The sequence below is a fragment of the Xanthomonas sp. NCPPB 3959 genome (assembly GCF_056675575.1).
In genome coordinates this window covers 75,051-97,416 of record NZ_JBWWVR010000005.1, presented here as the reverse complement: position 1 = coordinate 97,416, position 22,366 = coordinate 75,051, and the positions used below count along the sequence as shown (strand labels likewise).

General features: G+C 63.2%; 22 protein-coding genes and 2 tRNA genes. 16 read left to right on the top strand and 8 right to left on the bottom strand.

The features are described from left to right. Positions 1–78: 78 nt before the first annotated feature. Entirely contained in the window at positions 79–1,899 is a 1,821-nt protein-coding gene (gene sctC, locus AC1KVG_RS07820; RefSeq protein ID WP_481094020.1) for a type III secretion system outer membrane ring subunit SctC, read from the top strand. A gap of 78 nt (positions 1,900–1,977) precedes the next feature. Here the strand turns inward: sctC and xopA are convergent, their stop codons facing one another. Next, positions 1,978–2,370 carry a XopA/Hpa1 family type III secretion system protein gene (gene xopA / locus AC1KVG_RS07815; RefSeq protein ID WP_176340749.1) on the bottom strand — a complete coding sequence of 131 codons (393 nt, stop codon included), beginning with the start codon at positions 2,368–2,370 and terminating at the stop codon, positions 1,978–1,980. A gap of 15 nt (positions 2,371–2,385) precedes the next feature. On the opposite strand from xopA, the gene AC1KVG_RS07810 reads away from it, so the two are divergent. Both AC1KVG_RS07810 and AC1KVG_RS07805 read left to right on the top strand, forming a co-directional pair. Beyond that, complete coding sequence (locus AC1KVG_RS07810; RefSeq protein ID WP_481094019.1) at positions 2,386–2,613, top strand: hypothetical protein; 228 nt, start codon at positions 2,386–2,388, stop codon at positions 2,611–2,613. A 223-nt stretch (positions 2,614–2,836) separates the two neighbouring features. Further along, on the top strand, positions 2,837–3,319 hold the full coding sequence (locus AC1KVG_RS07805) for a lytic transglycosylase domain-containing protein (protein ID WP_225970192.1): 483 nt from the start codon (positions 2,837–2,839) through the stop codon (positions 3,317–3,319). Between the two features lie 96 nt (positions 3,320–3,415). On the opposite strand, the gene AC1KVG_RS07800 is transcribed toward AC1KVG_RS07805, so the two are convergent. Further along, entirely contained in the window at positions 3,416–5,017 is a 1,602-nt protein-coding gene (locus AC1KVG_RS07800) for a hypothetical protein (protein ID WP_481094110.1), read from the bottom strand. Between the two features lie 627 nt (positions 5,018–5,644). Beyond that, positions 5,645–7,225 (bottom strand): thioredoxin family protein, encoded by a 1,581-nt coding sequence (locus AC1KVG_RS07795; RefSeq protein WP_481094018.1) that lies wholly within the window; start codon positions 7,223–7,225, stop codon positions 5,645–5,647. A 427-nt stretch (positions 7,226–7,652) separates the two neighbouring features. Here AC1KVG_RS07795 and AC1KVG_RS07790 point away from each other — a divergent pair, with 427 nt between their 5' ends. From AC1KVG_RS07790 to AC1KVG_RS07765, 6 genes are all read left to right on the top strand, one after another. After that, positions 7,653–9,446, top strand: a complete 1,794-nt coding sequence (locus AC1KVG_RS07790) for a methyl-accepting chemotaxis protein (protein WP_481094017.1) — start codon at positions 7,653–7,655, stop codon at positions 9,444–9,446. Between the two features lie 338 nt (positions 9,447–9,784). After that, on the top strand, positions 9,785–10,363 hold the full coding sequence (locus AC1KVG_RS07785) for an anthranilate synthase component II (RefSeq protein WP_074058404.1): 579 nt from the start codon (positions 9,785–9,787) through the stop codon (positions 10,361–10,363). A 169-nt stretch (positions 10,364–10,532) separates the two neighbouring features. After that, positions 10,533–11,165 carry a flavin reductase family protein gene (locus AC1KVG_RS07780; protein WP_481094016.1) on the top strand — a complete coding sequence of 211 codons (633 nt, stop codon included), beginning with the start codon at positions 10,533–10,535 and terminating at the stop codon, positions 11,163–11,165. 116 nt (positions 11,166–11,281) lie between these two features. Further along, positions 11,282–12,319 (top strand): anthranilate phosphoribosyltransferase, encoded by a 1,038-nt coding sequence (gene trpD / locus AC1KVG_RS07775; protein WP_023902390.1) that lies wholly within the window; start codon positions 11,282–11,284, stop codon positions 12,317–12,319. A 181-nt stretch (positions 12,320–12,500) separates the two neighbouring features. Further along, a complete protein-coding gene (gene trpC, locus AC1KVG_RS07770) occupies positions 12,501–13,298 on the top strand; it encodes an indole-3-glycerol phosphate synthase TrpC (protein ID WP_176340756.1) in 798 nt (265 codons plus the stop codon). Continuing rightward, the gene (locus tag AC1KVG_RS07765; protein ID WP_104549709.1) at positions 13,291–14,007 is read left to right on the top strand and encodes a haloacid dehalogenase-like hydrolase; all 717 of its coding nucleotides are present in this window, start codon (positions 13,291–13,293) and stop codon (positions 14,005–14,007) included. Before trpC ends, AC1KVG_RS07765 begins: the two co-directional genes overlap by 8 nt. 120 nt (positions 14,008–14,127) lie before the next feature. On the opposite strand, the gene crp is transcribed toward AC1KVG_RS07765, so the two are convergent. Next, positions 14,128–14,820, bottom strand: a complete 693-nt coding sequence (crp, locus tag AC1KVG_RS07760) for a cAMP-activated global transcriptional regulator CRP (protein WP_055828153.1) — start codon at positions 14,818–14,820, stop codon at positions 14,128–14,130. A gap of 137 nt (positions 14,821–14,957) precedes the next feature. On the opposite strand from crp, the gene speD reads away from it, so the two are divergent. Together speD and AC1KVG_RS07750 are read left to right on the top strand one after the other, a co-directional pair. Continuing rightward, positions 14,958–15,752 (top strand): adenosylmethionine decarboxylase, encoded by a 795-nt coding sequence (gene speD / locus AC1KVG_RS07755; protein ID WP_006451012.1) that lies wholly within the window; start codon positions 14,958–14,960, stop codon positions 15,750–15,752. A 163-nt stretch (positions 15,753–15,915) separates the two neighbouring features. Then, complete coding sequence (locus AC1KVG_RS07750) at positions 15,916–16,227, top strand: DMT family transporter (protein WP_023902394.1); 312 nt, start codon at positions 15,916–15,918, stop codon at positions 16,225–16,227. Between the two features lie 10 nt (positions 16,228–16,237). On the opposite strand, the gene coq7 is transcribed toward AC1KVG_RS07750, so the two are convergent. Continuing rightward, positions 16,238–16,891 carry a 2-polyprenyl-3-methyl-6-methoxy-1,4-benzoquinone monooxygenase gene (gene coq7, locus AC1KVG_RS07745; protein WP_481094015.1) on the bottom strand — a complete coding sequence of 218 codons (654 nt, stop codon included), beginning with the start codon at positions 16,889–16,891 and terminating at the stop codon, positions 16,238–16,240. Between the two features lie 181 nt (positions 16,892–17,072). Between coq7 and rplM the strand changes: the two genes are divergently transcribed. Beyond that, complete coding sequence (gene rplM / locus AC1KVG_RS07740) at positions 17,073–17,501, top strand: 50S ribosomal protein L13 (RefSeq protein ID WP_006451009.1); 429 nt, start codon at positions 17,073–17,075, stop codon at positions 17,499–17,501. A gap of 2 nt (positions 17,502–17,503) precedes the next feature. After that, complete coding sequence (gene rpsI, locus AC1KVG_RS07735; protein ID WP_006451008.1) at positions 17,504–17,896, top strand: 30S ribosomal protein S9; 393 nt, start codon at positions 17,504–17,506, stop codon at positions 17,894–17,896. 155 nt (positions 17,897–18,051) lie between these two features. Here rpsI and AC1KVG_RS07730 read toward each other — a convergent pair. After that, positions 18,052–18,125, bottom strand: a tRNA-Gln gene (locus AC1KVG_RS07730). A gap of 52 nt (positions 18,126–18,177) precedes the next feature. Continuing rightward, a tRNA-Met gene (locus AC1KVG_RS07725) sits at positions 18,178–18,254 on the bottom strand. A gap of 118 nt (positions 18,255–18,372) precedes the next feature. Here AC1KVG_RS07725 and AC1KVG_RS07720 point away from each other — a divergent pair. From AC1KVG_RS07720 to bfr, 3 genes are all read left to right on the top strand, one after another. Further along, entirely contained in the window at positions 18,373–18,990 is a 618-nt protein-coding gene (locus AC1KVG_RS07720) for an RNA pyrophosphohydrolase (RefSeq protein ID WP_006451007.1), read from the top strand. Between the two features lie 80 nt (positions 18,991–19,070). Beyond that, the gene (locus tag AC1KVG_RS07715) at positions 19,071–19,280 is read left to right on the top strand and encodes a (2Fe-2S)-binding protein (RefSeq protein WP_006451006.1); all 210 of its coding nucleotides are present in this window, start codon (positions 19,071–19,073) and stop codon (positions 19,278–19,280) included. Positions 19,281–19,526: 246 nt separating this feature from the next. Next, positions 19,527–19,997: a bacterioferritin gene (bfr, locus tag AC1KVG_RS07710; RefSeq protein WP_005990707.1), complete on the top strand. Its 471-nt coding sequence runs from the start codon at positions 19,527–19,529 to the stop codon at positions 19,995–19,997. Positions 19,998–20,082: 85 nt separating this feature from the next. On the opposite strand, the gene AC1KVG_RS07705 is transcribed toward bfr, so the two are convergent. Further along, on the bottom strand, positions 20,083–22,350 hold the full coding sequence (locus AC1KVG_RS07705) for an ATP-binding protein (RefSeq protein ID WP_481094109.1): 2,268 nt from the start codon (positions 22,348–22,350) through the stop codon (positions 20,083–20,085). Between the last annotated feature and the right edge of the window lie 16 nt (positions 22,351–22,366).

Sequence of the window (22,366 nt, the reverse complement as noted above, 5' to 3'; positions counted from 1 at the left end):
CACGCAATCCCCGGCTGACGCCTGCCCGCCAGACGCAGCCCTATCGACTTCTTTCACTTGCCTCGCAGAGGGAACGCCATGGCATACGCCTGTCCTCCAGTTCACCGCCATCGACGTGCGCCATTGGCCGCCGCGTTGCTATTGAGCCTGCTGCCGCTGCTGCCGCCGCATGCCGATGCTGCGCAGGTGCCGTGGCATTCGCGCAGCTTCAAATACGTCGCCGACCACAAGGATCTCAAGGAAGTGCTGCGCGACCTGTCCGCCAGCCAATCCATCACCACCTGGATTTCACCGGAAGTGACCGGCACGCTCAGTGGCAAGTTCGAGGCCAGCCCGCAGAAATTCCTTGACGATCTGTCTGCGACATTCGGCTTCGTCTGGTATTACGACGGTGCCGTGCTCAGGATCTGGGGCGCCAACGAAACCAAGAATGCAACCTTGAATCTGGGCGCCGCGTCGACCAGTGCGCTGCGCGATGCGCTTGCGCGCATGCGGCTGGACGATCCGCGTTTTCCGGTCCGTTACGACGAGGCGGCGCACGTGGCGGTGGTGTCCGGCCCGCCGGGTTATGTGGATACCGTCACCGCAATCGCCAAGCAGGTCGAGCAGGGCGCACGCCAACGCGACGCCACCGAAGTGCAGGTATTTCAGCTGCATTACGCGCAGGCGGCCGATCACAGCACCCGCATCGGTGGGCAGGATGTCCAGGTGCCGGGCATGGCCAGCCTGTTGCGCAGCATGTACGGCGTGCGTGGCGCGCCCACGGCGGCGCTGCCCGGGCCGGGTGCGAATTTCGGGCGGGTGCAACCGATCGGCGGTGGCTCGTCCAACACCTTCGGCAACAGTGGCCAGGGTCAGAATGGCGGTGGCGGCAACACCGGCATTCTCGGATTGCCTGCGTCGTGGTTCGGCGGTGCCTCGCCGTCCGATCGCGTGCCGGTCAGCCCGCCGTTGCCGGGCAGTGGCGCCAATGCGCCGGCCAGCGTGTGGCCGGAGATGAGCCAGGCCCGCCGCGATGCGCCGCTGGCGGTGGACGCCGGCAGCGGCGGCGAGCAGGCTTCCGACGCGCCGGTGATCGAAGCCGACCCGCGCACCAATGCCATTCTCATCCGCGACCGCCCCGAGCGCATGGCCGCCTATGGCACCTTGATCCAGCAGCTCGACAACCGCCCCAAGCTGCTGCAGATCGATGCCACCATCATCGAGATCCGCGACGGTGCCATGCAGGATCTCGGCGTGGACTGGCGGTTCCACAGCCGGCGTGTGGATGTGCAGACCGGCGACGGGCGTGGTGGCCAGCTTGGCTACGATGGCAGCTTGAGCGGTGCAGCAGCGGCGGGTGCAACCGCGCCGTTGGGCGGGACGTTGACCGCTGTCCTTGGCGATGCGGGGCGTTACCTGATGACGCGCGTCTCGGCGCTCGAGCAGACCGACAAGGCCAAGATCGTGTCCACCCCGCAAGTGGCGACGCTGGACAACGTGGAAGCGGTGATGGATCACAAGCAGCAGGCATTCGTGCGTGTCAGCGGTTACGCAGCCGCAGACCTCTACAACCTGTCCGCAGGTGTGTCGCTACGCGTATTGCCGAGTGTGGTGCCGGGCTCGCCAAACGGACAGATGCGGCTGGATGTGCGTATCGAAGACGGGCAGTTGGGCACCAATACCGTCGATGGCATTCCCGTCATCACCTCCAGCGAGATCACCACGCAGGCATTCGTCAACGAGGGCCAGAGCCTGCTGATCGCCGGGTATGCCCAGGATACCGATCAGACCGATCTGAACAAGGTTCCCGGGCTGTCCAAGATTCCCCTGGTCGGCAACCTGTTCAAGCATCGCCAAAAGAACGGCTCGCGGCTGCAGCGGTTGTTCTTGCTGACCCCGCATATCGTCTCGCCCTGAGCAGCGCTTCGGGGTGTAGCCGATGCTGTGACAACGTGCAGGCTGCCGCGTGGCGCAGCAGCCTGCACGCATTGCCAATCAGGCTTGGCCGGTAATGCTCGACAGGTTGGCGTTGAAACCGCCACCCACACTGTTGCCGCCCAGGCTGCTGTTGACCGAACCGCCACCGCCCATGCCGGCGCCGCCCTGGTTCTGCATCAGCTGCATCACGATCTGCATCAGCATCTGCGTCAACGGACTCAGGCCTTCCTGTTGACCGTTCTGCGGTTGTTCGTTGCCACACTCCTGATTGGCATCGCTGCCCTGGCTCTGTTGCAGCATCATCATGATGAACATGGCGAGCAACTGATCCAGCTGCTGTTCGGAGCCAGCCGAAGGCGAGTGCTGACTGGAGTCCTCGTGTTGCTGAGGCCCGATGCCCATCGTCTGCAGATTGCTGATATTCGAAAAGTTGTTCCCGATAGAGTCCATGGTGATTCCCGTCTCATGTGGTTGAACTGGATACATCGCGGATTGCCGGAAAGCTGCAACGGCAAGATCGCAACGGGGACGCTGCGCTGCCCCGAGCGCAAAGTAGAAGAGGCAACGGCGGTGCATCTGCCAGGACGCGAAGGTGCGCTTTTGCTTGCGAACGTGACTGCGGAAAACGCAGGGAAACCCATGGAAAACAGCTGTGTTGCAACGCTGCGTGTTGTGATTTCGTTTACGTCATAGATGCTTCGTCCAGCGTGTGCATGCGGATGCACAGCACCGTTATGGTGTCGCGATCGAGCGGAGCGTCGGACCAGCCGGGGGTGTGCGTCCACTCCGCTACGTTGCTGGAATGAACGACGATCAGGTGACAGACATGAAAGAGACCGATACGCCGACCACGTGTGCGTCTGTGCACGGCACGGATGTCTGGCGTCAACTGTGTTGTGCCACGCTCTCGAGAAACATGCGCGTAGGCGCGCGATGGTGCGCGCTCCAGCCCAGGCATGCTGCCGCCCCTCGGCGACGCGTGTTGATTGCGGCGGCGTTGCTGTGCGCCGCGCCGCTCGCACGCGCAGACTGTTTTGAAGAAGCCGCCGGCTATCAACATGTCAATCCGTGGGTGCTGCGTGCCATTGCGTGGCAGGAATCACGTGGCCGTGCCGACGCGATCCATCGCAACAACAACGGCACGATCGATTATGGAAAGATGCAGATCAATTCGATCCATCTGCGGCGCCTTTCCAGTTACGGCATCTCCAGGGACGCGTTGATGCAGCCGTGCGTCAGCGTGTATGTCGCCGCCTGGCGGCTGCGCGAGATGACCAATAAATATGGAAATACCTGGGCCGCCGTGGGCGCCTATCATTCCGAAACGCCCGCCGAGCGCGATAAATATGCGCATGCCATCCATGCGATTCTGACCAAGCGCGGCGTGGTTGCCGAGTAACCCTGCTGCGATCGCGGGAGCGCGTGTGGTGTAGCACATGGCATCAAGCCAGCCGCGCCCGCCTGGTGGCGGGCGCGGTGGTTTTGATCGCTGTGCTTACTCAACCTGCGAGCGAGGCGCCTCGGCTGCGCGAACGGCCGCCTCGGCTTGCCAGGTGGCGCCGATGGTCTTGTATTGCATTCCGGCGACCACGCCGGACACCGTATTGGAGAGCAATCCGCTGCGTGTGGGCGACAACCCGAGCCACGCGCCAATCATGTTGATGGCGGTACCAAGCGCGATATTGGAATTGATGGCGGCCGTGCGTGCGACCGAATGATCCATGACCCGCTCATAATCCTCGCGCTTGCCCTTCCACTCGGGTTCCCAGATCTGCTGCGTCCCGGCTTCGTCGGCTTCGTGCTGGGTGACGTTGATCCAGTCCAGCGTCTCCAGGCCGACATTCAAGGCGGTGTTTACCGCCGATTGACGCAAGATGACGCTGGTCGCCTCGCCTTGGGTGAAAGGCGAGTGCAGGCCGGCCCAGCGCTGCCGGGCCGCTGCAAAGTCCGGCGATGCCAGCTCGTTGGATGCCAGATTGGTCAGGACGTTGGCCATGCCGTAGAACCTGCCGGCGCTGGTGATATGCGGATCGCTGATGCCGCCATTGGAGCGGTTGGGGTCGCGCATTCCCACCATCTTGAAGGTTGCCTGGATGGTGTCGCGCGCTGCGGCATAAGCGGCGATCTTCAGATCGCTGGCCAGCAGCCTGGCCGCCGTCTCCGGTTGGCCCGCTGACTTACCGGCCGCACCCACGGCGATGTTGCTCACGATGCCGGCCAGCGCGAGCCGGGTGACCAGATCCGAATAATGTTGTTGCTCGGCTTTCTTGTGAGTGCGTTCGTCGTCGGACAATGCATGCCACTGTTCGAGACTGAGATTGTGGAAGCCTCGCGCAGCCGCGTCGGGATTGCGGTTTTCGCGGTTGCTTCGCAGCGTATGCAGCGCCATCTGCAGCGTGCCGGAGACTGCCTGCATGGCGACGACCGCTTCGGGCGGAAGCTGGCGAAGAACGGCAAACAACCCTTCGCCCAGCAACTCACGCGCGAAGGTGGTCGGTCCCACCGAGCTTGCCTGGTGCACCAGATGTCCCAGCGCAGCGCCCAGGTATTGCTTGTCGACACTGATCGGCAGGACGCCGCGCGCTGCAGCCGCCACCGCGGCGGCGGTCGGTCCAAGGACGGTGCGTACGCCACGCGCCGCGCCGGTTCCGATCGATGCAGCCAGCGCGCCCAGCCGCTCGGCGGTTGTGCTTGCGCTGGCTGCTGCCGCAGGTGCGGTGGTCGTTGCAGATGTGTGCACCGGCGGGGCCGGTTGTTCGTGAAAGATTGGAGGTGTATCGAACGGTTCCAGGAAGTTTCTGGTGCTCTGGAAGTGCTCGCTGCTGCTCTGCTCGTCGTGCAGGATCGACGCGTCTGTGGCATGCAGTAACGGGCTCTCACCGGTGTGCTGGTTTCTGTCGGCAGCGCCGCCAGACCCTGTGTTGCGTTTCGGGTTGTCGCGTCGTCGGGACGGTCTGGGAGCCAGGCGCGACAGTGCAGGGTTTGCTGGCGGCGTCGGCGCCGCACTGTGCTGTTGTGGCTGCGGTATGTCGATCACGACGTCTGCATTCGTCGATCGCGCTGGCTGGGAAGCACTGGCTGAAGGTGTCTTCATCACGGCATGTCCTCGCTGTGGTGGGAAAGGCGGCGTGCTGCCGCCCGGGCTTGCAGGGCTGCTGACGTGCGGCGTTGACGGCCGGCACATCGTTCGACGGACGCATGGCGTTGCCAGCCTCGATTGCAGCGCCGGGGTCGCTGGTGGCCGGGCGACGCGTCGATCGACGCGACAACGCGCTCCACGTGGGCACGCAGACACGGTCTGGCGCACGTGCCGTCATCAACGGTCCGGGCTAATACAGTGCGAATTACTCAGCGTGCAATCGAAGTGCTCAGGCGTGCCCTGGCATTCATGGCCACCTTGTGTGGCATACGTTGTCGTCGTCAGTGACTTGAAAATGCCATCAAGCCCCAGATCCGGGACGCTTCAATTGCGAAATGATCATTCCCCAACGGAATATGTCAGTCGTTGTGCGGATGAAATGTGTCTGCTGTTGGGCGTGTCTTCGTCTACCCGAAGACAGCGTCGTGCGCGCAGCGACGACCACACTTGAGACGCGGCCTGGTTCGGGCAAGCAGCCCAGCCAGCTCAAGCAGCGATTTGGGGATGAGGTCGTGAAGCTGGTCGGTTGAGGTCCAATCGATGCACACGGCATAACGCCCGGCCATTCGGCCGGGCGTTTTCCTTTCAGCTCAGCCAGCTGCTGCACCCGCTGGTGTTCTTGCTGTCGCAACTGGCCTGCATTTTCTGCTGCAGCCGCGCCAGCACCGCGCTGCCTTCCCGATGATGCTGCGTGCTCCAGGTCTTGAGCGAGGTGCCAAGCGCCTTGAGGTTTTGAAGGTTACGCCGACCGTATCGATCCGGCTGGCCTGCCAACTCGCCGATCACCTGTGCAGTGGCAGATTCGATAGCAGCGGTGTCCTGGGGGCTGAGCCGGATCACCCCATTGGCATACCGCAGCGCCGACTCCACGCGCAGGACGGGGCCTTGGGAACCTTCGTAGGACTTTTTCAACCACGTCAGCGCTGTCTTGGGGTCGTTGCGTTCTTCGGCCAGATCGGCGAGGAACTGCATGTAGTGATTGGGCGTCTTGCTACGCGTCAGCTCGCCCAGCAGCAGTTGTTCTGCACCGGCGGTATCACCTGTATCGTCCAGTAGTCCCGCGGCTCCGGTGATGACGGACTGTCGTTCTTCATCGGTCTTGGCCGTCTGCACGGCCCATTGCACGCGCTGGCGAACGGTGTCGAGCACCGCTGCCGGCAGCGGTGGTTGCGGCTTCTTTGGCTCGCTACCCGGGGTTTGACCCTGTGCCAGGCGAGCGAGATCGATCTGCGTGGAGGCGGTGATCATCCGGTCCACGATCGGCAGGGTGGCGTCGGCATAAACCTTGTCCAGCGCCTGATTCAGCGCCAAGGACAGCGCCGCGCGCTCGCCTGGGTCGCTGGTGGATGCCATCACCAGGCGTGGGGCAAAACGACTCAGCTCGGTGCGGTTTGCGCGCACCTCCGACGGATCGGCCAGAACGGCCTTCAGCAACGCCAGGTGCGCCGGGCTGGCAACCGGTGGCGTTGTTGCGATGGACAACTCCAGCAGCGCGAATCTGCGCTGCAGCGCAGGCTGCGGTGCCGAGGCGGCCAACTGCGCAAGCACATCGCTTGCACTGCGCGTTTTCGACGGCTCGCGCGCCATGCCCCACCACTCGTAGCCGGCCAGCAAGGTCCAGTCGTCTGCGCGCAATTCCTTCGGGGTCTTCAACGCCCGGTCGAGCAACTGCTCCGAGGTCATGGTCTGCGTGGCAGCCACCTGCAACGCGTCGGCCAGGCGGGCATTGTCGCTGTAGCCGGCCAGGCGCGTGATCAGGCTGCGATCCGGGCGCAGCACGATGATGGTTGGATACCCCTTGACGTTGAATTGATCGCCCCACTTCTGGGCATCTGCAAGGTCCACGTCCAGATGCACCGCCACGAATTTGCGCGTCAATTCAATAAAGGCGGGATCCTTGAACAAGGTGGCCTGAAGCTGGTTGCACGGTGGGCACCAGACGGCGCCCCAATACAGCATGAGCGGCTTGCCGCTTGCCTTGGCCTCGGCGAAGGCGCCATCAACATCGCCCTCGCGCCAGGCAATGCCGGCGCTGGCAGGAGTGGCTGCCGATTTGGTCTGTACAGGCGGCGCTGGTGTGTCCGGCTTGCCGCAGCCGGTCAGGGTTGCCAGCACGGCCAACAGCGCGATCGAGGACGACGCAGGGCGTTGGAACGACAGCTTCATGGGAATCACCGGACAAGAGCAGAGGAAGATCGAATGACCGAACGCGCGGCGTTGCGCCGACGGCGGATGACGTCAAGCTCTTTGTAGCCCTGCCGCCAACCTGGCAGCATCGTTGGATGCGAAATGGTGTTGGCACCAGCGCAGCGGCACGAATCAACGTCTCGATGTCGCCGATGAGCGGCAGCGCAAGATCGGATGGCTTCAACGCATTCCCTGGCCAAGACAGGCGTTGTACCTGGTGAGTAAGGCTTCTCCATGGAACGGCCCACGCAATCTTTCGCTTATGGCGTGATAGCGATGCGCTACACGGACCTTGGTGATTTACCTGAACGGCACAGCAGCCGCATCGCCCTTACCTAATTCTGGCCTCAAGAAATGCCGATCACTGCCGTTAGCGCCAATTCCTAACCAAACGGCAGAGGTCGCCATGTTTTTCTCCGACGGTCACAAGGTCGAGGCGTTGACCAAGGCGATTGAATCCACATTGCAGGGGGGCACCGCGCAGTGGCCGAGCAACGGCCCCGCCCTGCTTCTCAAGAAGATGGCAGAGCGCTTGTGTGCCGCCCAACAGGAGCGTGACCTGGCGAAAGTCCAGGCGGCTGATGCGGCGGCTGCACTGCGTCAACTGGAAGGACGCTTTGAACTGGTTGCCAACAGCACCACAGACGGCCTTTGGGATATCGGCGTCATCGATGGAGACCCCACGCATCCTGACAGCCCGGTGTGGTGGTCGCCCCAGATGCGCGCTCTGTTGGGCTTCTCCTCCGAGCAGGAGTTCCCCAATGTGCTGGACAGCTGGGTTGCCTGCCTGCACCCGGATGACAAGCAGCCGACGCTGGACGCCTTCGCGGCGCATCTTGCGGACAGCAGTGGCCGGACCCCCTATGACGTCGAGAACCGTCTGCGTCTGAAGTCGGGCCAATACCGCTGGTTCCGTGCATTCGGCACCACCGAGCGCGACGCGCAAGGCTTGCCGCTTCGGGTGGCGGGTGCGCTCACCGACATCACCGAGCGCCGTGACCGAGAGCAGTTTCTCGACATTACACTGACGCGCTTTGAGCTCGGCTCGCAGATGCTGAGCGATGGCTTGTGGGACATGAGTGTCATCGCCGGTGACCCGATCAATCCCAGCAACGAGTTCTGGTGGTCACAGCAGTTCCGCCACTTGCTGGGCTTTGAGTCCGAGCAAGAATTTCCCAATGTATTGGACAGCTGGGCGTCGCGGCTTCATCCGGAAGACAGAACGCGGTCGTTGAACGCCTTCGCGGCGCATTTGAACGACCGCAGTGGCCGCACCAACTTCGATATCGAGTACCGCCTGCAGCTCAAGAACGGCCAGTATCGGTGGTTCCGGGCACGCGGCCTGACCAAACGTGCGGCAGACGGCACCCCGCTGCGCGCGGTGGGCGCATTGATGGATGTGGAGGCCGGACGTCAGCTGGGCGAAGTGGCAAACACACTCAGCAACGCGGCAGGAGACATCGTGCGCAGCAACGATGACCTGTCGCGGCGCACCGAGCAGCAGGCAGCCGCGCTCGAGGAGACTGCAAGCTCCATGGAAGAAATGACCAGCATCGTGCGCAAGAATGCTGACGGCGCGCGCCAGGCCAATGCGCTTGCCAGTAGCGCCGCAGAGACGGCCCTGCGTGGTGGGCAATTGGTCAATGGCGTCGTCAGCACGATGTCAGCGATCCAGACATCGTCGCGGAAGATTGGGGAAATCATCACCGTCATCGACGGTATCGCGTTCCAGACCAATATCCTCGCCTTGAATGCAGCCGTGGAAGCGGCGCGTGCGGGAGAACAGGGGCGTGGGTTTGCGGTGGTGGCCTCCGAAGTGCGCAGCCTCGCTCAGCGCTGCACCACGGCCGCAAAGGAAATTCGCGATCTGATCGCCGATTCCGGCGCGAAGGTGGGGCAGGGGGCGGAGCAGGTCAACGTGGCGGGCAAAGCCATGGAGGAGTTGCTGGCGTCGGTAAAGCAAGTCAACGACATCATGGGTGAGATCGCGGCGGCCAGCCACGAGCAAAGTGCCGGGATCGAGCAGATCAATCAAACCATTGCCCAGATGGATGCAGCAACGCAGCAGAATTCAGTGCTGGTTGACACCATGGCATCGTCCGCCCGTGCACTCGAAGATCAAGCAACCGCATTGGTGGAGAGTGTTGAGAGCAGTTCACGCAGCATCAATGGAAAACCAGCGCTCGCATTGGTGGCCTGACGCCTTGTGTCGCCCCAGCGCCGCCCTGCGACGTGGTGGTTTCACGAAGCAGGGCGGTGCATTGGGAGGCGGGCGTCAGACGGCGCTCGAGTGACGATCTGGTCTGCATCGGCGTATCAAGGCCGACTGCCTGCCGCGCTGCGCGCGTGGCGGGAACTCACCTATAAGCGGGGAAGCGAATCGCTCGGGAACGCAGCAGCGAGCCCGTGCGAAGATATGCTTTGGCGTTGCTCGCTTCCCAGTCGCTTGGGTATCACACAGGTTCGAGGGTGTCAGGGCGGGTATCAATGGACGGTTTCGGGGTATATCCCGTTTAAAAACAATCAGATAGGCCTGACATGTTGCTCATGCTCGATAACTACGACAGCTTCACTTACAACCTCGTGCAGTACCTGCAGGCCCTGGGCGCGGAGGTCACGGTGGTGCGCAACGATGCGATGAGCGTCGATCAGATCGCCGCGCTCAAGCCGGAGCGCATCGTGATCTCGCCCGGTCCGCGCACGCCCAACGAGGCCGGTGTCTCGCTGCAGCTGATCGAGCAACTGGGCCAGACCACGCCGATCCTGGGCGTCTGTCTGGGCCACCAGAGCATCGGTCAGGTCTATGGCGGCGATGTGATCCGCGCCGGCAACATCATGCATGGCAAGACCTCGCCGATCCGCCACCAGGGTAAGGGCGTGTTCGCCGGCCTGCCGGACAGCTACGAGGCCACGCGCTACCACTCGCTGGTGGTGGACAAGACCACCTTGCCCGAAGCGCTGGAAGTCACCGCCTGGACCGAGAATCCGGATGGCTCGGTGGAAGAGATCATGGGCCTGCGCCATCGCCAGTTTCCGGTCGAAGGCGTGCAGTTCCATCCCGAATCGATCCTGACCCAGCACGGTCATACCTTGCTGAAAAACTTCCTGGAGCGCTGACCGAAATGCGCACCGCGCACGTCGCCCGTGTCTATACAGCAGTTGTCGATGCAGGCTTCAGCAACGTCGATGCACCAGCTGCCCATGCGTACGATGCCCGCAATCATCTGTCCTGCATGGCAGAGAGGGTTCGCCGTTTCGTTTCTTCAACGTCTGCATCCGGATCACGATGAGCACCACTGGCGACAACGTCCACTTCTACGAACCAAGCCAGGGCCACGGGCTACCGCACGATCCGTTCAATGCCATCGTCGGTCCGCGACCGATCGGCTGGATCGGGTCGCGCAGCGCCGACGGCATCGCCAATCTGGCGCCTTACAGCTTCTTCAACGCCTTCAACTACGTGCCGCCGATCGTCGGCTTTGCCAGCATCGGCCGCAAGGACAGCCTGCGCAACATCGAAGCCACCGGCGAATTCACCTGGAACCTGGCCACGCGTCCGTTGGCCGAGGCCATGAATGCCAGCGCGGCGATGGTGTCCTCGGAGGTGGATGAGTTCGCACTGGCCGGCTTGCAGATGGCAGCTTCGCGCCTGATTGATGCGCCGCGTGTGGCGGCAAGCCCGGTGAGTTTCGAATGTCGGCTCAGCCAGTTGCTGCCGCTGCAGAGCGCAAGCGGGCAGGCCATCGAAACCTGGCTGGTACTGGGTGAAGTGGTGGGTGTGCATCTGGCGCACGCGGCGTTGCAGGACGGCATTTACGATCCCGCTGCCGTGCAGACGATCCTGCGCGCCGGCGGTGCCGCCGATTATTTCGAAGTGCAGGCCCAAGCGCGTTTCCGCATGCGGCGTCCCGGTCAATGAGCGTCGCCTGCAACGTCGCTGCATGGCATTGCACCGACGCTGGCATGTCTCTCCACGCCTGATCGATCCACAGTCCTCTCGCACTTCTCCCACGTTTTTTCACGGTCCTCTCGCCCATGCCCATCACCCCGCAAGAAGCCCTGCAGCGCACTATCGAACACCGCGAAATCTTTCACGACGAAATGGTCGAGTTGATGCGGCAGATCATGCGCGGCGAGGTCTCCGACATGATGGTTGCCGCCATCCTTACCGGGCTGCGGGTCAAGAAGGAGACCATCGGCGAAATCGCCGGTGCAGCCACGGTGATGCGCGAGTTCTCGCGCCGCGTGGAAGTAAGCGACCGCCAGCACATGGTGGATATCGTCGGCACCGGCGGCGATGGCTCGCACACCTTCAACATCTCCACCTGCGCGATGTTCGTGGCTGCCGCCGGTGGTGCCAAGGTCGCCAAGCACGGCAACCGCAGCGTCTCGTCCAAGTCCGGCAGTGCCGACGCGCTAGAAGCATTGGGCGCAGTGATCGAACTGCAGCCCGAGCAGGTCGCCGCCTCGCTGGCGCAGACCGGCATCGGCTTCATGTACGCGCCGGTGCATCACCCGGCGATGAAAATGGTGGCGCCGGTACGTCGCGAAATGGGCGTGCGCACCATCTTCAACATCCTCGGCCCGCTCACCAACCCGGCGGGTTCGCCGAACATCCTGATGGGCGTGTTCCATCCGGATCTGGTCGGCATCCAGGCGCGCGTGCTGCAGGAGCTCGGCGCCGAGCGCGCGCTGGTGGTGTGGGGCCGCGATGGCATGGACGAACTCTCGCTCGGTGCCGGCACCTTGGTCGGCGAGCTGCGTGATGGCCAGGTGCGCGAATACGAAGTGCATCCGGAAGATTTCGGCATCGCCATGTCGGCCAGCCGCAATCTCAAGGTGGCCGATGCCGCGCAATCGCGCACGATGCTGTTGCAGGTGCTGGACAACGTGCCCGGCCCGGCGCTGGACATCGTGGCGCTCAACGCCGGCGCGGCCCTGTATGTTGCCGGTGTGACCGACAGCATCGCCGCCGGCGTGGTGCGTGCGCGTGCGGTACTGGCCGATGGCTCGGCGCGCGCCAAACTGGATGCCTATGTCGCCTTCACCCGTCAGGCTGCTGCGCAGTCCTGATCCATGCAGTGTCCGCACTCCGCACGTCTGCGATGTCACCACGCCGGTGTTCCTGCCCCGAGAAAGCGGCAACCGCTGGCCGGCATCGTCACGGTGCCGCTGGCATGCTGTGCACTGGCGTGCGGCCAGCTCAGTTGCGGCCGTCTTGACCGATAATGCCCGCCCGCCAGGACCCGATACGATGAGCGATATCCTCAACACCATCCTTGCCCGCAAGGCCGAAGAAATCGCCGAGCGCAGTGCACGCGTGCCGCAGGCCGAGCTGGTCGCGCGCTGCGCCGACCTGCCGCTCACACGCGGCTTTGCTGCCGCCATGCAGGCCAGCATCGCCGCCGGCGACCCGGCCGTGATCGCCGAAGTGAAGAAGGCCAGCCCGTCCAAAGGCGTGATCCGGCCAGACTTTCATCCGGCCGACATCGCCGTCAGTTACGAGTTCGGTGGCGCCAGTTGCCTGTCGGTACTCACCGATGTGGATTTCTTCCAGGGCGCCGATGCGTATCTTCAGCAAGCGCGCGAGGCCTGCACGCTGCCGGTGCTGCGCAAGGATTTCACTGTCGACCCCTATCAGGTCTACGAAGCGCGCGTGCTCGGTGCCGACTGCATCCTGCTGATCGTTTCGGCGCTGGAAGACGCGCAACTGGCCGATCTCTCCGGCCTGGCCATGCAACTCGGTCTGGACGTGCTGGTAGAAGTACACGACATCGACGAGCTCGAGCGCGCCGTGCAGGTGCCGGTGCCGCTGGTGGGTATCAACAACCGCAACCTGCGCACCTTCGAGGTCTCATTGCAGACCACGCTGGACATGCGCGCCGCCGTGCCGCGCGATCGCATCCTGGTCACCGAGAGCGGCATCGTCACTCCGGCCGATGTGCAGTTGATGCGCAGCCACGATGTGAACGCGTTTCTGGTCGGCGAGACCTTCATGCGCGCGCCCGAACCCGGCGAGTCGCTGCGTCAGCTATTCTTTGCGCATGACTGAGTCGTATCCCGCACCGCGCGACGACGCCCCGCTGGTGGTCTTCGATTTCGACCACACGCTGTACGACGGCGATTCCGGCAGCCATCTGTTTGCCTGGCTGATCAAACGCAACCCGTTGCGTCTGCTGGTGGCCTTGTTGGCTTCGCCAATTCTCGGCCCGATGGTGGCGATGCTGCCGACCCGCAGGCGCGGTGTCTCCGGCTATGTGTGGATCGCCACCTTCGGCCTGCATCGCACGCGCGAATTCAATCGCTTCATCGATGCGTACGTGCTCAAGCATGAAGCGCAGATCCGGCAGCGCTTGCTGCCGCATGCGTTGAAAGTGTTTACCGACCATCGCGCCGCCGGCGATCGGGTCGTGGTCGCCACCGGCGCACCGCCGGAACTGGCGCGTGCGATTCTCGGCTTCGTCGCGCATCAGGACGTGCCGGTGATCGGCAGCCTGGTCGGCCCACGCCTGGGTGCGGTCACCGCGCGGCGCCACTGCCACAACGAAGAAAAGATGCGCATGCTGCGCGAGCGCGGCTATGCCGACATCGCCATCGCCTATTCGGACAGCACGGCCGATCTGCCGTTGTTGAAGGCCGCGCGCGCACCGGTGGTGGTCAACCCCAAAGCCAATCGCGAAGCACTGTTCCGTCAGGTGCTGCCTGCAGGCACACCGATCCTCAACTGGGGTTGCCGCGACCGCGGCGGCAAGGCGCTGTAGCGCCTGACACGCCCGGCAATCGATAGCGGAAAGCGCCTGACTGCATCAGTCCGCATGCCTTGCGACATGCGGCTCAAACGGCGGTCGGTGCGATGTTGCACCAACCGCGACCACAACCGCTTAGCGCGTGCCGTACAGCACGACGGTCTTGCCGCGTGCATGCAACAGGCCATCGGCTTGCAGTTTCTTGAGCACGCGCCCGGCCATTTCGCGCGAGCAACCGACAAGGCGTGCCAACTCCTGCCGTGAAACGCGCAGCTGGGTGCCCTGCGGATGGCTCATCGCTTCAGGCTCCTTGGACAGATCGTGCAGCGTACGCACGATACGGTCGGTCACGTCCAGGAATGCCAGGCGGCTGGCTTTCCTTGTGGTATCGAGCAATCGCTTTGAGAGCTGAACGCCAATCGCGTACAGGATGCGGGGCGCATCCGGTGACAGACTGGTCTGGAACAGTTGCTGCAGCCGCTCGTAGCTGATTTCGGCCAGTTCGCATTGGGTGCGGGTGCGCAAGATCACCTCGCGCGTATCGGATTCGATGAACAACCCCATCTCGCCGACGAACTCGCCACTGCCGAAGTAGCCCAGCACCAACTCACGATCGTCATCTTCCTCGGCGATGATGCTGACCGAGCCGCTGACAACGTAATAGAGGGTGCCGGCCGGGTCTCCTGGCCGGAACACATCGGTCCGGGTCGGATAGCGCCTGCGGTGGCTGTGCGCCAGAAAACGCTCAATCGTGCCAGCGTCCAGTGCCAGATAAGGGGTAGCGTTACGTACCGTCGTGGTGACAACCGTCGTGTTTCCTGGGCTCATGGTAGTTCCGCGTGTAATTCCTGAAGCTTAACGGCATGAGTCATGCAAGGTAAACCATTCTCAACGTCGGCATTTCGTTGCTGGGATCTTTGGCTCATAATTGACTCCTTTCCCGCCTTCCATAAGGACAGACCGACGTGGTCAAGCCGTTGCCTCGCCTGAGGCTACAGGGGTTCAACAACCTCACCAAGGCGTTGAGCTTCAACATCTACGACGTCTGTTATGCGCGTACTGAAGAGGAGCGTCAGCGCTACATCGAGTATATCGATGAGCAGTACGACGCGGACCGTCTGACGCAGATCCTGACCGACGTGGCCGAGATCATTGGCGCCAACATCCTCAATATCGCACGTCAGGACTACGATCCGCAGGGCGCGTCGGTGACGATCCTCATCTCGGAAGAGCCCGTCATCGACAAGAAGCAGGCCGGCAAGGAGTTGATTCCTGAAGCCGTGGTTGCTCATATGGACAAGAGTCATATCACTGTCCATACATATCCCGAGACGCATCCGCAGGAAGGCATCGCGACATTCCGCGCCGATATCGACGTCGCCACGTGCGGTGTGATCTCGCCGTTGAAGGCGCTGAACTACCTGATCGAGAGTCTGGAATCGGACATCGTGATCATGGACTACCGTGTCCGTGGCTTCACCCGCGATGTAAAGGGCAAGAAGCACTACATCGACCACAAGATCAACTCGATCCAGCACTTCATGGCCAAGAACGTGAAGTCGCGTTACGAGATGTTCGACGTCAATGTCTATCAGGAAAATATCTTCCACACGAAGATGCACCTGAAGGACTTCGACCTCGATCAGTACCTGTTCGAAGAGCGCGCCAAGAACCTCTCGTTCAAGGAGCGCATGAAGATCGAAACGCTGTTGAAGCGCGAAATCGAAGAGCTGTTCCACGGGCGTAACCTGAGCGAATAAGCGCAGGATTCGACCTGTTGCGTGCTTGTTTGCAAGCGCGCGCAAGATGCAAGGCGGGACGGCCCGCCACGCGATGACCTCGCGTTCCACAGCCGACGGCGGCCCAGTGTGCAAACACTGGGTCGCTTTTTTTTTGTGCGTTTTTCAAGTGAGGAGTGATGCGATGCCCTGGATCTATCTGTTGTTGGCCGGCCTGTTCGAAATCGGCTTTGCCATGGGCCTGAAGTACAGCGACGGTTTTACGCGCCTGTGGCCGACCGTGCTGACGGTCGGCCTGGCAGCCATCAGCCTGTGGTTGTTGACGCAGGCACTGAAGACCATCCCGGTGGGAACCGGTTACGCGATCTGGACCGGCATTGGCGCAGTGGGCGTCACCATCGCTGGCATCGCGTTGTTCGGCGACAGCGCGTCGTGGCCGCGCCTGGCGTGCATCGGCCTGATCGTTGCCGGTGTGATTGGCTTGAAGCTCGCCTAAAACCAACCGCCTAAAAGCGGTAGGCGATGGTCTTCATGAGCTTGGAGGCCAGGGCCATGGCGCTGGGAATCGGCGGCGGCAGGATGCGGGCGCCAGCCTGTTCGGCCTGATCGGCGTGGCGTGCTTCGTCAATCTTCATCACGCGCAGGATGGCGCGACTGCGCTGGTCGATCGCGGGCAGGGTCTCCAGGTGCTCGTCCAGATGGGCTTCGACCTGGCGCTCGGTCTCGACCACGAAGCCCAGGCTCCAGTCGTCGCCGCGCAATCCGGCCAGTGCGCCGAGGGCGTAGCTGCCGGCGTACCAGAGCGGGTTGAACAGGCTGGGGCGGCTGTCCAGTTCGTGCAGACGGTCGGCGCACCAGGCCAGGTGGTCGGTTTCTTCCTGCGCCGCTTCCAGCAAGTGTTGCTGGGTGTGGGCATCGCGGGCGACCGCCGCCTGGCCGAAATACAGGCCTTGCGCGCAGACCTCGCCGACATGGTTGATGCGCATCAGCCCGGCGGCATGCCGGCGTTGGTTTGGTTCAAGCGCGATGTCGGGCGTGTCGGCGGCTGGATTGGGTCGCTCGGCAGGCGGATTGCCGAATACCGTGTCCAGCGCGCGCTGGGCTTCGACCAGGAGCCGGTCGAGCGGGCTATGCAGTCGGAATGAAGAGGTCTGGGTCATCCGGCGATTCTGGCCCCCGGCCGGCGCGCTGCCAACCGCCCAGCGCCGGCCGGTGGGGCGACTTGCGCCGCCGCGGGGCGTCCCGTACAATCCCGCCTCTTCTGTTTCGCCTTCACAACGCGTGGCAAAGTTCCAGCGGTCATTACCGCTGCAATCCGCCCGACTACTCAAGAGCTTCCTCATGACTACGTTCACCGCCAAGTCCGAGACCGTCCAGCGCGACTGGTATCTCGTTGACGCCGCCGGCAAGACGCTTGGCCGTCTCTGCACCGAACTGGCTAGCCGCCTGCGCGGTAAGCACAAGCCGATCTATACCCCTCACGTCGATACTGGCGATTACCTCGTGGTGATCAATGCCGAAAAGATCGTGGTCACGGGCAACAAGCTGAAAGACAAGAAGTATCACCGCTTCACCGGCTACATCGGTAACTTGAAGACCGAGAGCCTGGAGCAGGCGCTGCAGCGCCACCCGGAGCGCGTGATCGAAATCGCCGTCAAGGGCATGCTGCCGAAGGGTCCCCTGGGCCGCACCATGTACCGCAAGCTCAAGGTCTATTCGGGTGCCGAGCATCCGCACGCCGCTCAGCAGCCGCAAGTTCTGGATATCTAATCATGGCTATCACGCAAAACTACGGCACCGGTCGCCGCAAGTCCTCCACCGCTCGCGTGTTCCTGCGCAAGGGTACCGGCAACATCTCGGTCAACGGCCTGCCGTTGGACAAGTTCTTCGGTCGCGAAACTGCGCGCATGATCGTGCGTCAGCCGCTTGAGCTGACCAAGAACACCGAAAGCTTCGACATCCTGGTCACCGCTTCTGGCGGCGGCACTACCGGCCAGGCCGGTGCGATCCGCCTGGGCATCGCCCGTGCGCTGGTCGAATACGACGAAACCCTGAAGTCCGAGCTGCGCAAGGCTGGCTTCATGACCCGTGACGCCCGCGAAGTCGAGCGTAAGAAGGTCGGTCTGCACAAGGCCCGTCGCGCTACCCAGTTCTCCAAGCGCTGATCCATCGCGTTTGCTGCGTCCCGGTTCGCCGGGACGCCTGCTTCAAAAGCCCGGCCACGCCGGGCTTTTGTCGTTTTGGGGTGTGTAAATTTCGCTTGCCTGAAAGTCATCAGGCAACAAAAAAGGCCCGATCTTTCGATCGGACCTTCTGTGTTTGGCTGCCCCGGATGGATTCGAACCACCGATGCCTGAGTCAGAGTCAGGTGCCTTACCGCTTGGCGACGGGGCAATAAAACGTGTTGGTCCAAGATTATCGCATGCCAATGTGCGCATGAATACCTTGGTGGCTATGGGTGGACTCGAACCACCGACCCCAGCATTATGAGTGCTGTGCTCTAACCGGCTGAGCTACATAGCCTAGGGAGCCGGCAATTCTTACCAAGCGTCCGTGTGTTGTCAAGCATTTCGTTTTCAGCTTGTGAGCTGGCCGTCGCCGTGGCAGAGTCGGTGACAGTAGATTTTCAGGAGTCCGCATCGTGATCGATCCGGACGGCTTCCGGCCAAACGTTGGCATCGTGCTGATGCGGCAAGACGGTCAGGTGTTCTGGGCACGACGTGTGCGCAGGGACGGCTGGCAGTTCCCGCAAGGTGGCATGAATACCGACGAGACACCCGTCGAAGCCATGTACCGCGAGTTGCGCGAAGAAACCGGGTTGTTGCCCGAGCATGTGTCCGTGCTCGGCGCCACCCCTGGATGGCTACGCTATCGCCTGCCCAGCCGGGCGGTGCGTCGCAACGAGCGCCAGGTATGCATCGGCCAGAAGCAGGTCTGGTTCCTGTTGCAATTCACTGGCGAAGAATCCCATCTCAAGCTCGACCATACCGATACTCCGGAGTTCGACCACTGGCGCTGGGTGGATTTCTGGTATCCGGTCGAGCATGTGGTGATGTTCAAACGCGGCGTCTACGCGCGTGCGCTACGCCATCTGGCGCCACTGGCGCAGAACCTGGCGGGGCCGGCCGCTGTCGGTGTGATGCCCGAGCGTGCGCTGGAGGCGTGGTTGCCGGGCAGCAGCGCAGCGGGGCACGACAGCCCACGCAAGCGTCCGCGTAAGCGCAGCGGGGCTCGTACGGTGCGGATTAATAATGATTAACGTTTGGAATTGACACCTATTCTCGTTTGCGGTGCAATCAGTCCCGGTCCTCTCCGGATCGCCAGCACCCGACCGATACCGTGTACGTCTGCATCTGTAATGGGGTCACCGACCACCAGATCCGCGAAGCGGCCCAGAGTGGCTGCGCCAGCCTGGCCGAGCTGACCATGCGCACCGGCTGCGGTTCCAACTGCGGTTCGTGCCTGGAGATGGCCAGCGACCTGCTGAGCCAGGCGCACGCGACCCGCGCGCTGCCGTTGCCCATGCTGGGACTGGCGAGCGCAGCCTGAGGCGTTTGCCGTCGCGCGCTGTGACGGCCGGTAGCTCCGACCAGCGTCTCTCGAACATCTCTCCAGGATTGCGCCGTCCACGGTTTTCCTTCGAGATCGAGCGCGAGGTCGTCCCAGGCTAAGGCCGGTACGGCGCTCCACACAGCGGTCGACCCACGCGTCCCGCAACTGATCACGATTCGCGTTCCTTCATGCGCCGCGCCAACGCGTTAGAGTGCGGCCGGCTCACTGTCTCGGAGACATCGCATGAAGGGCGATACCAAAGTCATCGAGTACCTCAACAAGGTGCTCTACAACGAACTCACTGCGATCAACCAGTACTTCTTGCACGCCAAGATGCTGAAGAACTGGGGCCTGAAAGAACTGGCCGAGCATGAGTACAAGGAATCCATCGACGAGATGAAGCATGCGGACAAGCTGTCCGACCGCATTCTGTTCCTCGAGGGGCTTCCCAATTTTCAGGCACTGGGCAAGCTGCGTATCGGTGAGAACCCGACCGAGATGTTCCGTTGCGATCTGGCGCTTGAGCGCGAAGCGGTGGCGGTGCTGCGCGAGGCGGTGGCGTATGCGGAGACCGTCAACGACTATGTGAGCCGTCAGCTGCTGGTGGACATCCTGGAGTCGGAAGAAGAGCACATCGACTGGCTGGAGACGCAGCTGGATCTGGTGGCGCGGATTGGCGAGCCGAATTATTTGCTGACCAAGCTGGACGATTGAGGTCTGCTAAGGGAGCTGTGGGGTTGTTCTTGGGCGGCGCGTTTTATTGGCTGGCTGGTATGACTCGGCACAGGCTCCTGATCGCTCAGCTGGCGGCGTGGGTCTTGGCTTGCAGGCGGGCGACCTGGCCTAACAGTGCCAGGCGGGCGCGCGCGTATTCGGCGATGACCAGCGCCACCATGACCGATGGGCGTTCGACGGTGCCGGTGCGTGCGGCCAGTTCGATGCGGCGTGCTGCGTTGGAGACCGCCTGGGCGCCGACGTTGGCGCTGGACGACTTGAGCGTGTGGGCCAAGTCGCGCAGCTGCATGCTGTCGCGATTGGCTGCTGCGGTTTCCAGTCGTTCAATGATGCCCGGCGCATCTTCCAGGAACAGCTGCAGGATGGTGATGGTGTCTGCGCCCGCCACCTCGTACAACTCGTCGATGACGCTGTTGTCCAGGATCGGCAGCGCACGCGCCTGAGCGGCGTTGCTGGCGCTTTCGGACTCCACACTGGCTGCGCCACCACTGGTCGGACCGGGCAGCGCAGGCTGGCGTGGCAGCCAGCGCTGCAGGCAGGCATCCAGTTGTTCGCGCGCGACCGGCTTGGACAGATAGTCGTCCATGCCGGCGGCCAGGCAGCGTTCGCGATCGCCGGCCATGGCGTTGGCAGTCATCGCCACGATCGGGATCGGGCGGCCGCCACTTTCGGTTTCCATCGCGCGCCAGCGCCGGGTGGCGGCATAGCCGTCCAGTACCGGCATCTGGCAATCCATGAAGACCATGTCGTAGCGGGTGGATTCCATGCTGCTTAGCGCGGCTTCGCCATCGGTGGCGGTGTCGGCGTCGAAGCCGAGCACCGCCAGCAGCTTCTGCGCGACCAGCAAATTCACCGGGTTGTCTTCCACCAGCAGGATGCGCACCTCGCGTGCGTTGGTCAGCGGTGGCGCCAACGGCTCGGGGATCATCGCCGAGGCCAGCGTGAGCGATTGGGCCGGCTTCGGATCGGGCGGCAGCACCAGCGAGCGCAGGGTCTCGTCCGGACTCTGGCGCGGCACCAGGGTGGCGTGGTCCTGCAGTTCGGACGGCACCGGCTCGTCGCCGTAGAGCCAGATCAGGCGCGAGCCGCCGAGGTCTGCGGGCTGGGCCAATGCGCGATGCACGGCGCGGGCGCTGTAGCGCAGCGTGTCGTGGTCGGCGATAACGCAGCGGAAACCTTCGGTATCGCTGTGGCGGCGCACGCGCTCCAGCGCTTCCTGGGTGGTTTCCATCAGCACACTCGACACGCCCCAGCTGTCGAGCAGGCGCTTGAGGCGCTGCGACAGGCGCGTGTCGGAACTGATCACCATGACGCGTGCGGCATCGGCGCCGGTGTTCTGCTGCAGGTCGCCAATGACCTTGAGCAGCGGGATCTCGAACCAGAAGGTGGCGCCGCGCCCGGGCTCGGACTCCACCCCGATGCGGCCGCCCATCAGGTCGATGATGCGCTTGCAGATCGCCAGCCCCAGCCCGGTGCCGCCGTACAGGCGGGTGGTGGAGGCGTCGGCCTGGGCGAAGGAGCGGAACAGACGCGCCTGCTGGTCCTGCGCAATGCCGATCCCGGTGTCGCGGATCTGGAAGCGCAGCAGATGCTGAGCGCGGGTTTCGCCAAGACGACGCAGCTGGATATCCACGCTGCCACGTTCGGTGAACTTGATTGCATTGCCGATCAGGTTGCCCAGCACCTGGCGCAGGCGGATCGGGTCGCCGCGCACCAGCAGGCGCACCGATGGCTCGATCTCCAGACCGATGCGCAACTGGCGGCCTTCGGCGGTGCGCTGCAACAGCTGCACGACGCCGTCGAGCAGTTCGCGCAGGTTGAAGGTGGTGATCTCCAGTTCGAGCTTGTTGGCTTCGAGTTTGGAGTAGTCGAGGATGTCGTCGACGATGCGCAGCAGCTGCAGCGAACTGCCGGTGGCGGTCTGCAGCATGTCGCGCTGATCCAGGCTGAGCTGGCCGCTGGAGATCAGTTCCAGCATCGGAATGATGCCGTTGAGCGGGGTGCGGATCTCATGGCTCATGGTGGCCAGGAATTCGCCCTTGGCCAGCGTGGCGGCCTCGGCGGCCTGCTTGGCGCGCAGCAGTTCCTGTTCGAGTTCGCCCTGGCGTTGCAGCTCCTGCTGCAGGCGCTCGCGGGCGACCTCGGCTTCTTCCAGGCGTTGTGCCAACGCATGCTGCGCGCGTGCACTGCGATACGCAGCGATGGCAGCGCACACGCCCAATACCACCGCGAGCGCTGCAGATGTTGCCGTCAACGCCAGCCAGGGACCATCGATGGCAGACCACTGCAGGCCTGCCCCCAGCGCTGCGGCAAGGGCGGCCAGCGTGGCCAGGCTGCTCCAGGCGCGA

Bases quoted from the DNA above. Each gene is read 5' to 3' on its own strand.
- sctC (WP_481094020.1), top strand. From the start codon at position 79: ATGGCATACGCCTGTCCTCCAGTTCACCGCCATCGACGTGCGCCATTG.
- xopA (WP_176340749.1), bottom strand. From the start codon at position 2,370: ATGGACTCTATCGGGAACAACTTTTCGAATATCAGCAATCTGCAGACG.
- AC1KVG_RS07810 (WP_481094019.1), top strand. From the start codon at position 2,386: ATGTGGTTGAACTGGATACATCGCGGATTGCCGGAAAGCTGCAACGGC.
- AC1KVG_RS07805 (WP_225970192.1), top strand. From the start codon at position 2,837: ATGCGCGTAGGCGCGCGATGGTGCGCGCTCCAGCCCAGGCATGCTGCC.
- AC1KVG_RS07795 (WP_481094018.1), bottom strand. From the start codon at position 7,225: ATGAAGCTGTCGTTCCAACGCCCTGCGTCGTCCTCGATCGCGCTGTTG.
- AC1KVG_RS07790 (WP_481094017.1), top strand. From the start codon at position 7,653: ATGTTTTTCTCCGACGGTCACAAGGTCGAGGCGTTGACCAAGGCGATT.
- AC1KVG_RS07785 (WP_074058404.1), top strand. From the start codon at position 9,785: ATGTTGCTCATGCTCGATAACTACGACAGCTTCACTTACAACCTCGTG.
- AC1KVG_RS07780 (WP_481094016.1), top strand. From the start codon at position 10,533: ATGAGCACCACTGGCGACAACGTCCACTTCTACGAACCAAGCCAGGGC.
- trpD (WP_023902390.1), top strand. From the start codon at position 11,282: ATGCCCATCACCCCGCAAGAAGCCCTGCAGCGCACTATCGAACACCGC.
- trpC (WP_176340756.1), top strand. From the start codon at position 12,501: ATGAGCGATATCCTCAACACCATCCTTGCCCGCAAGGCCGAAGAAATC.
- AC1KVG_RS07765 (WP_104549709.1), top strand. From the start codon at position 13,291: ATGACTGAGTCGTATCCCGCACCGCGCGACGACGCCCCGCTGGTGGTC.
- crp (WP_055828153.1), bottom strand. From the start codon at position 14,820: ATGAGCCCAGGAAACACGACGGTTGTCACCACGACGGTACGTAACGCT.
- AC1KVG_RS07750 (WP_023902394.1), top strand. From the start codon at position 15,916: ATGCCCTGGATCTATCTGTTGTTGGCCGGCCTGTTCGAAATCGGCTTT.
- coq7 (WP_481094015.1), bottom strand. From the start codon at position 16,891: ATGACCCAGACCTCTTCATTCCGACTGCATAGCCCGCTCGACCGGCTC.
- rplM (WP_006451009.1), top strand. From the start codon at position 17,073: ATGACTACGTTCACCGCCAAGTCCGAGACCGTCCAGCGCGACTGGTAT.
- rpsI (WP_006451008.1), top strand. From the start codon at position 17,504: ATGGCTATCACGCAAAACTACGGCACCGGTCGCCGCAAGTCCTCCACC.
- bfr (WP_005990707.1), top strand. From the start codon at position 19,527: ATGAAGGGCGATACCAAAGTCATCGAGTACCTCAACAAGGTGCTCTAC.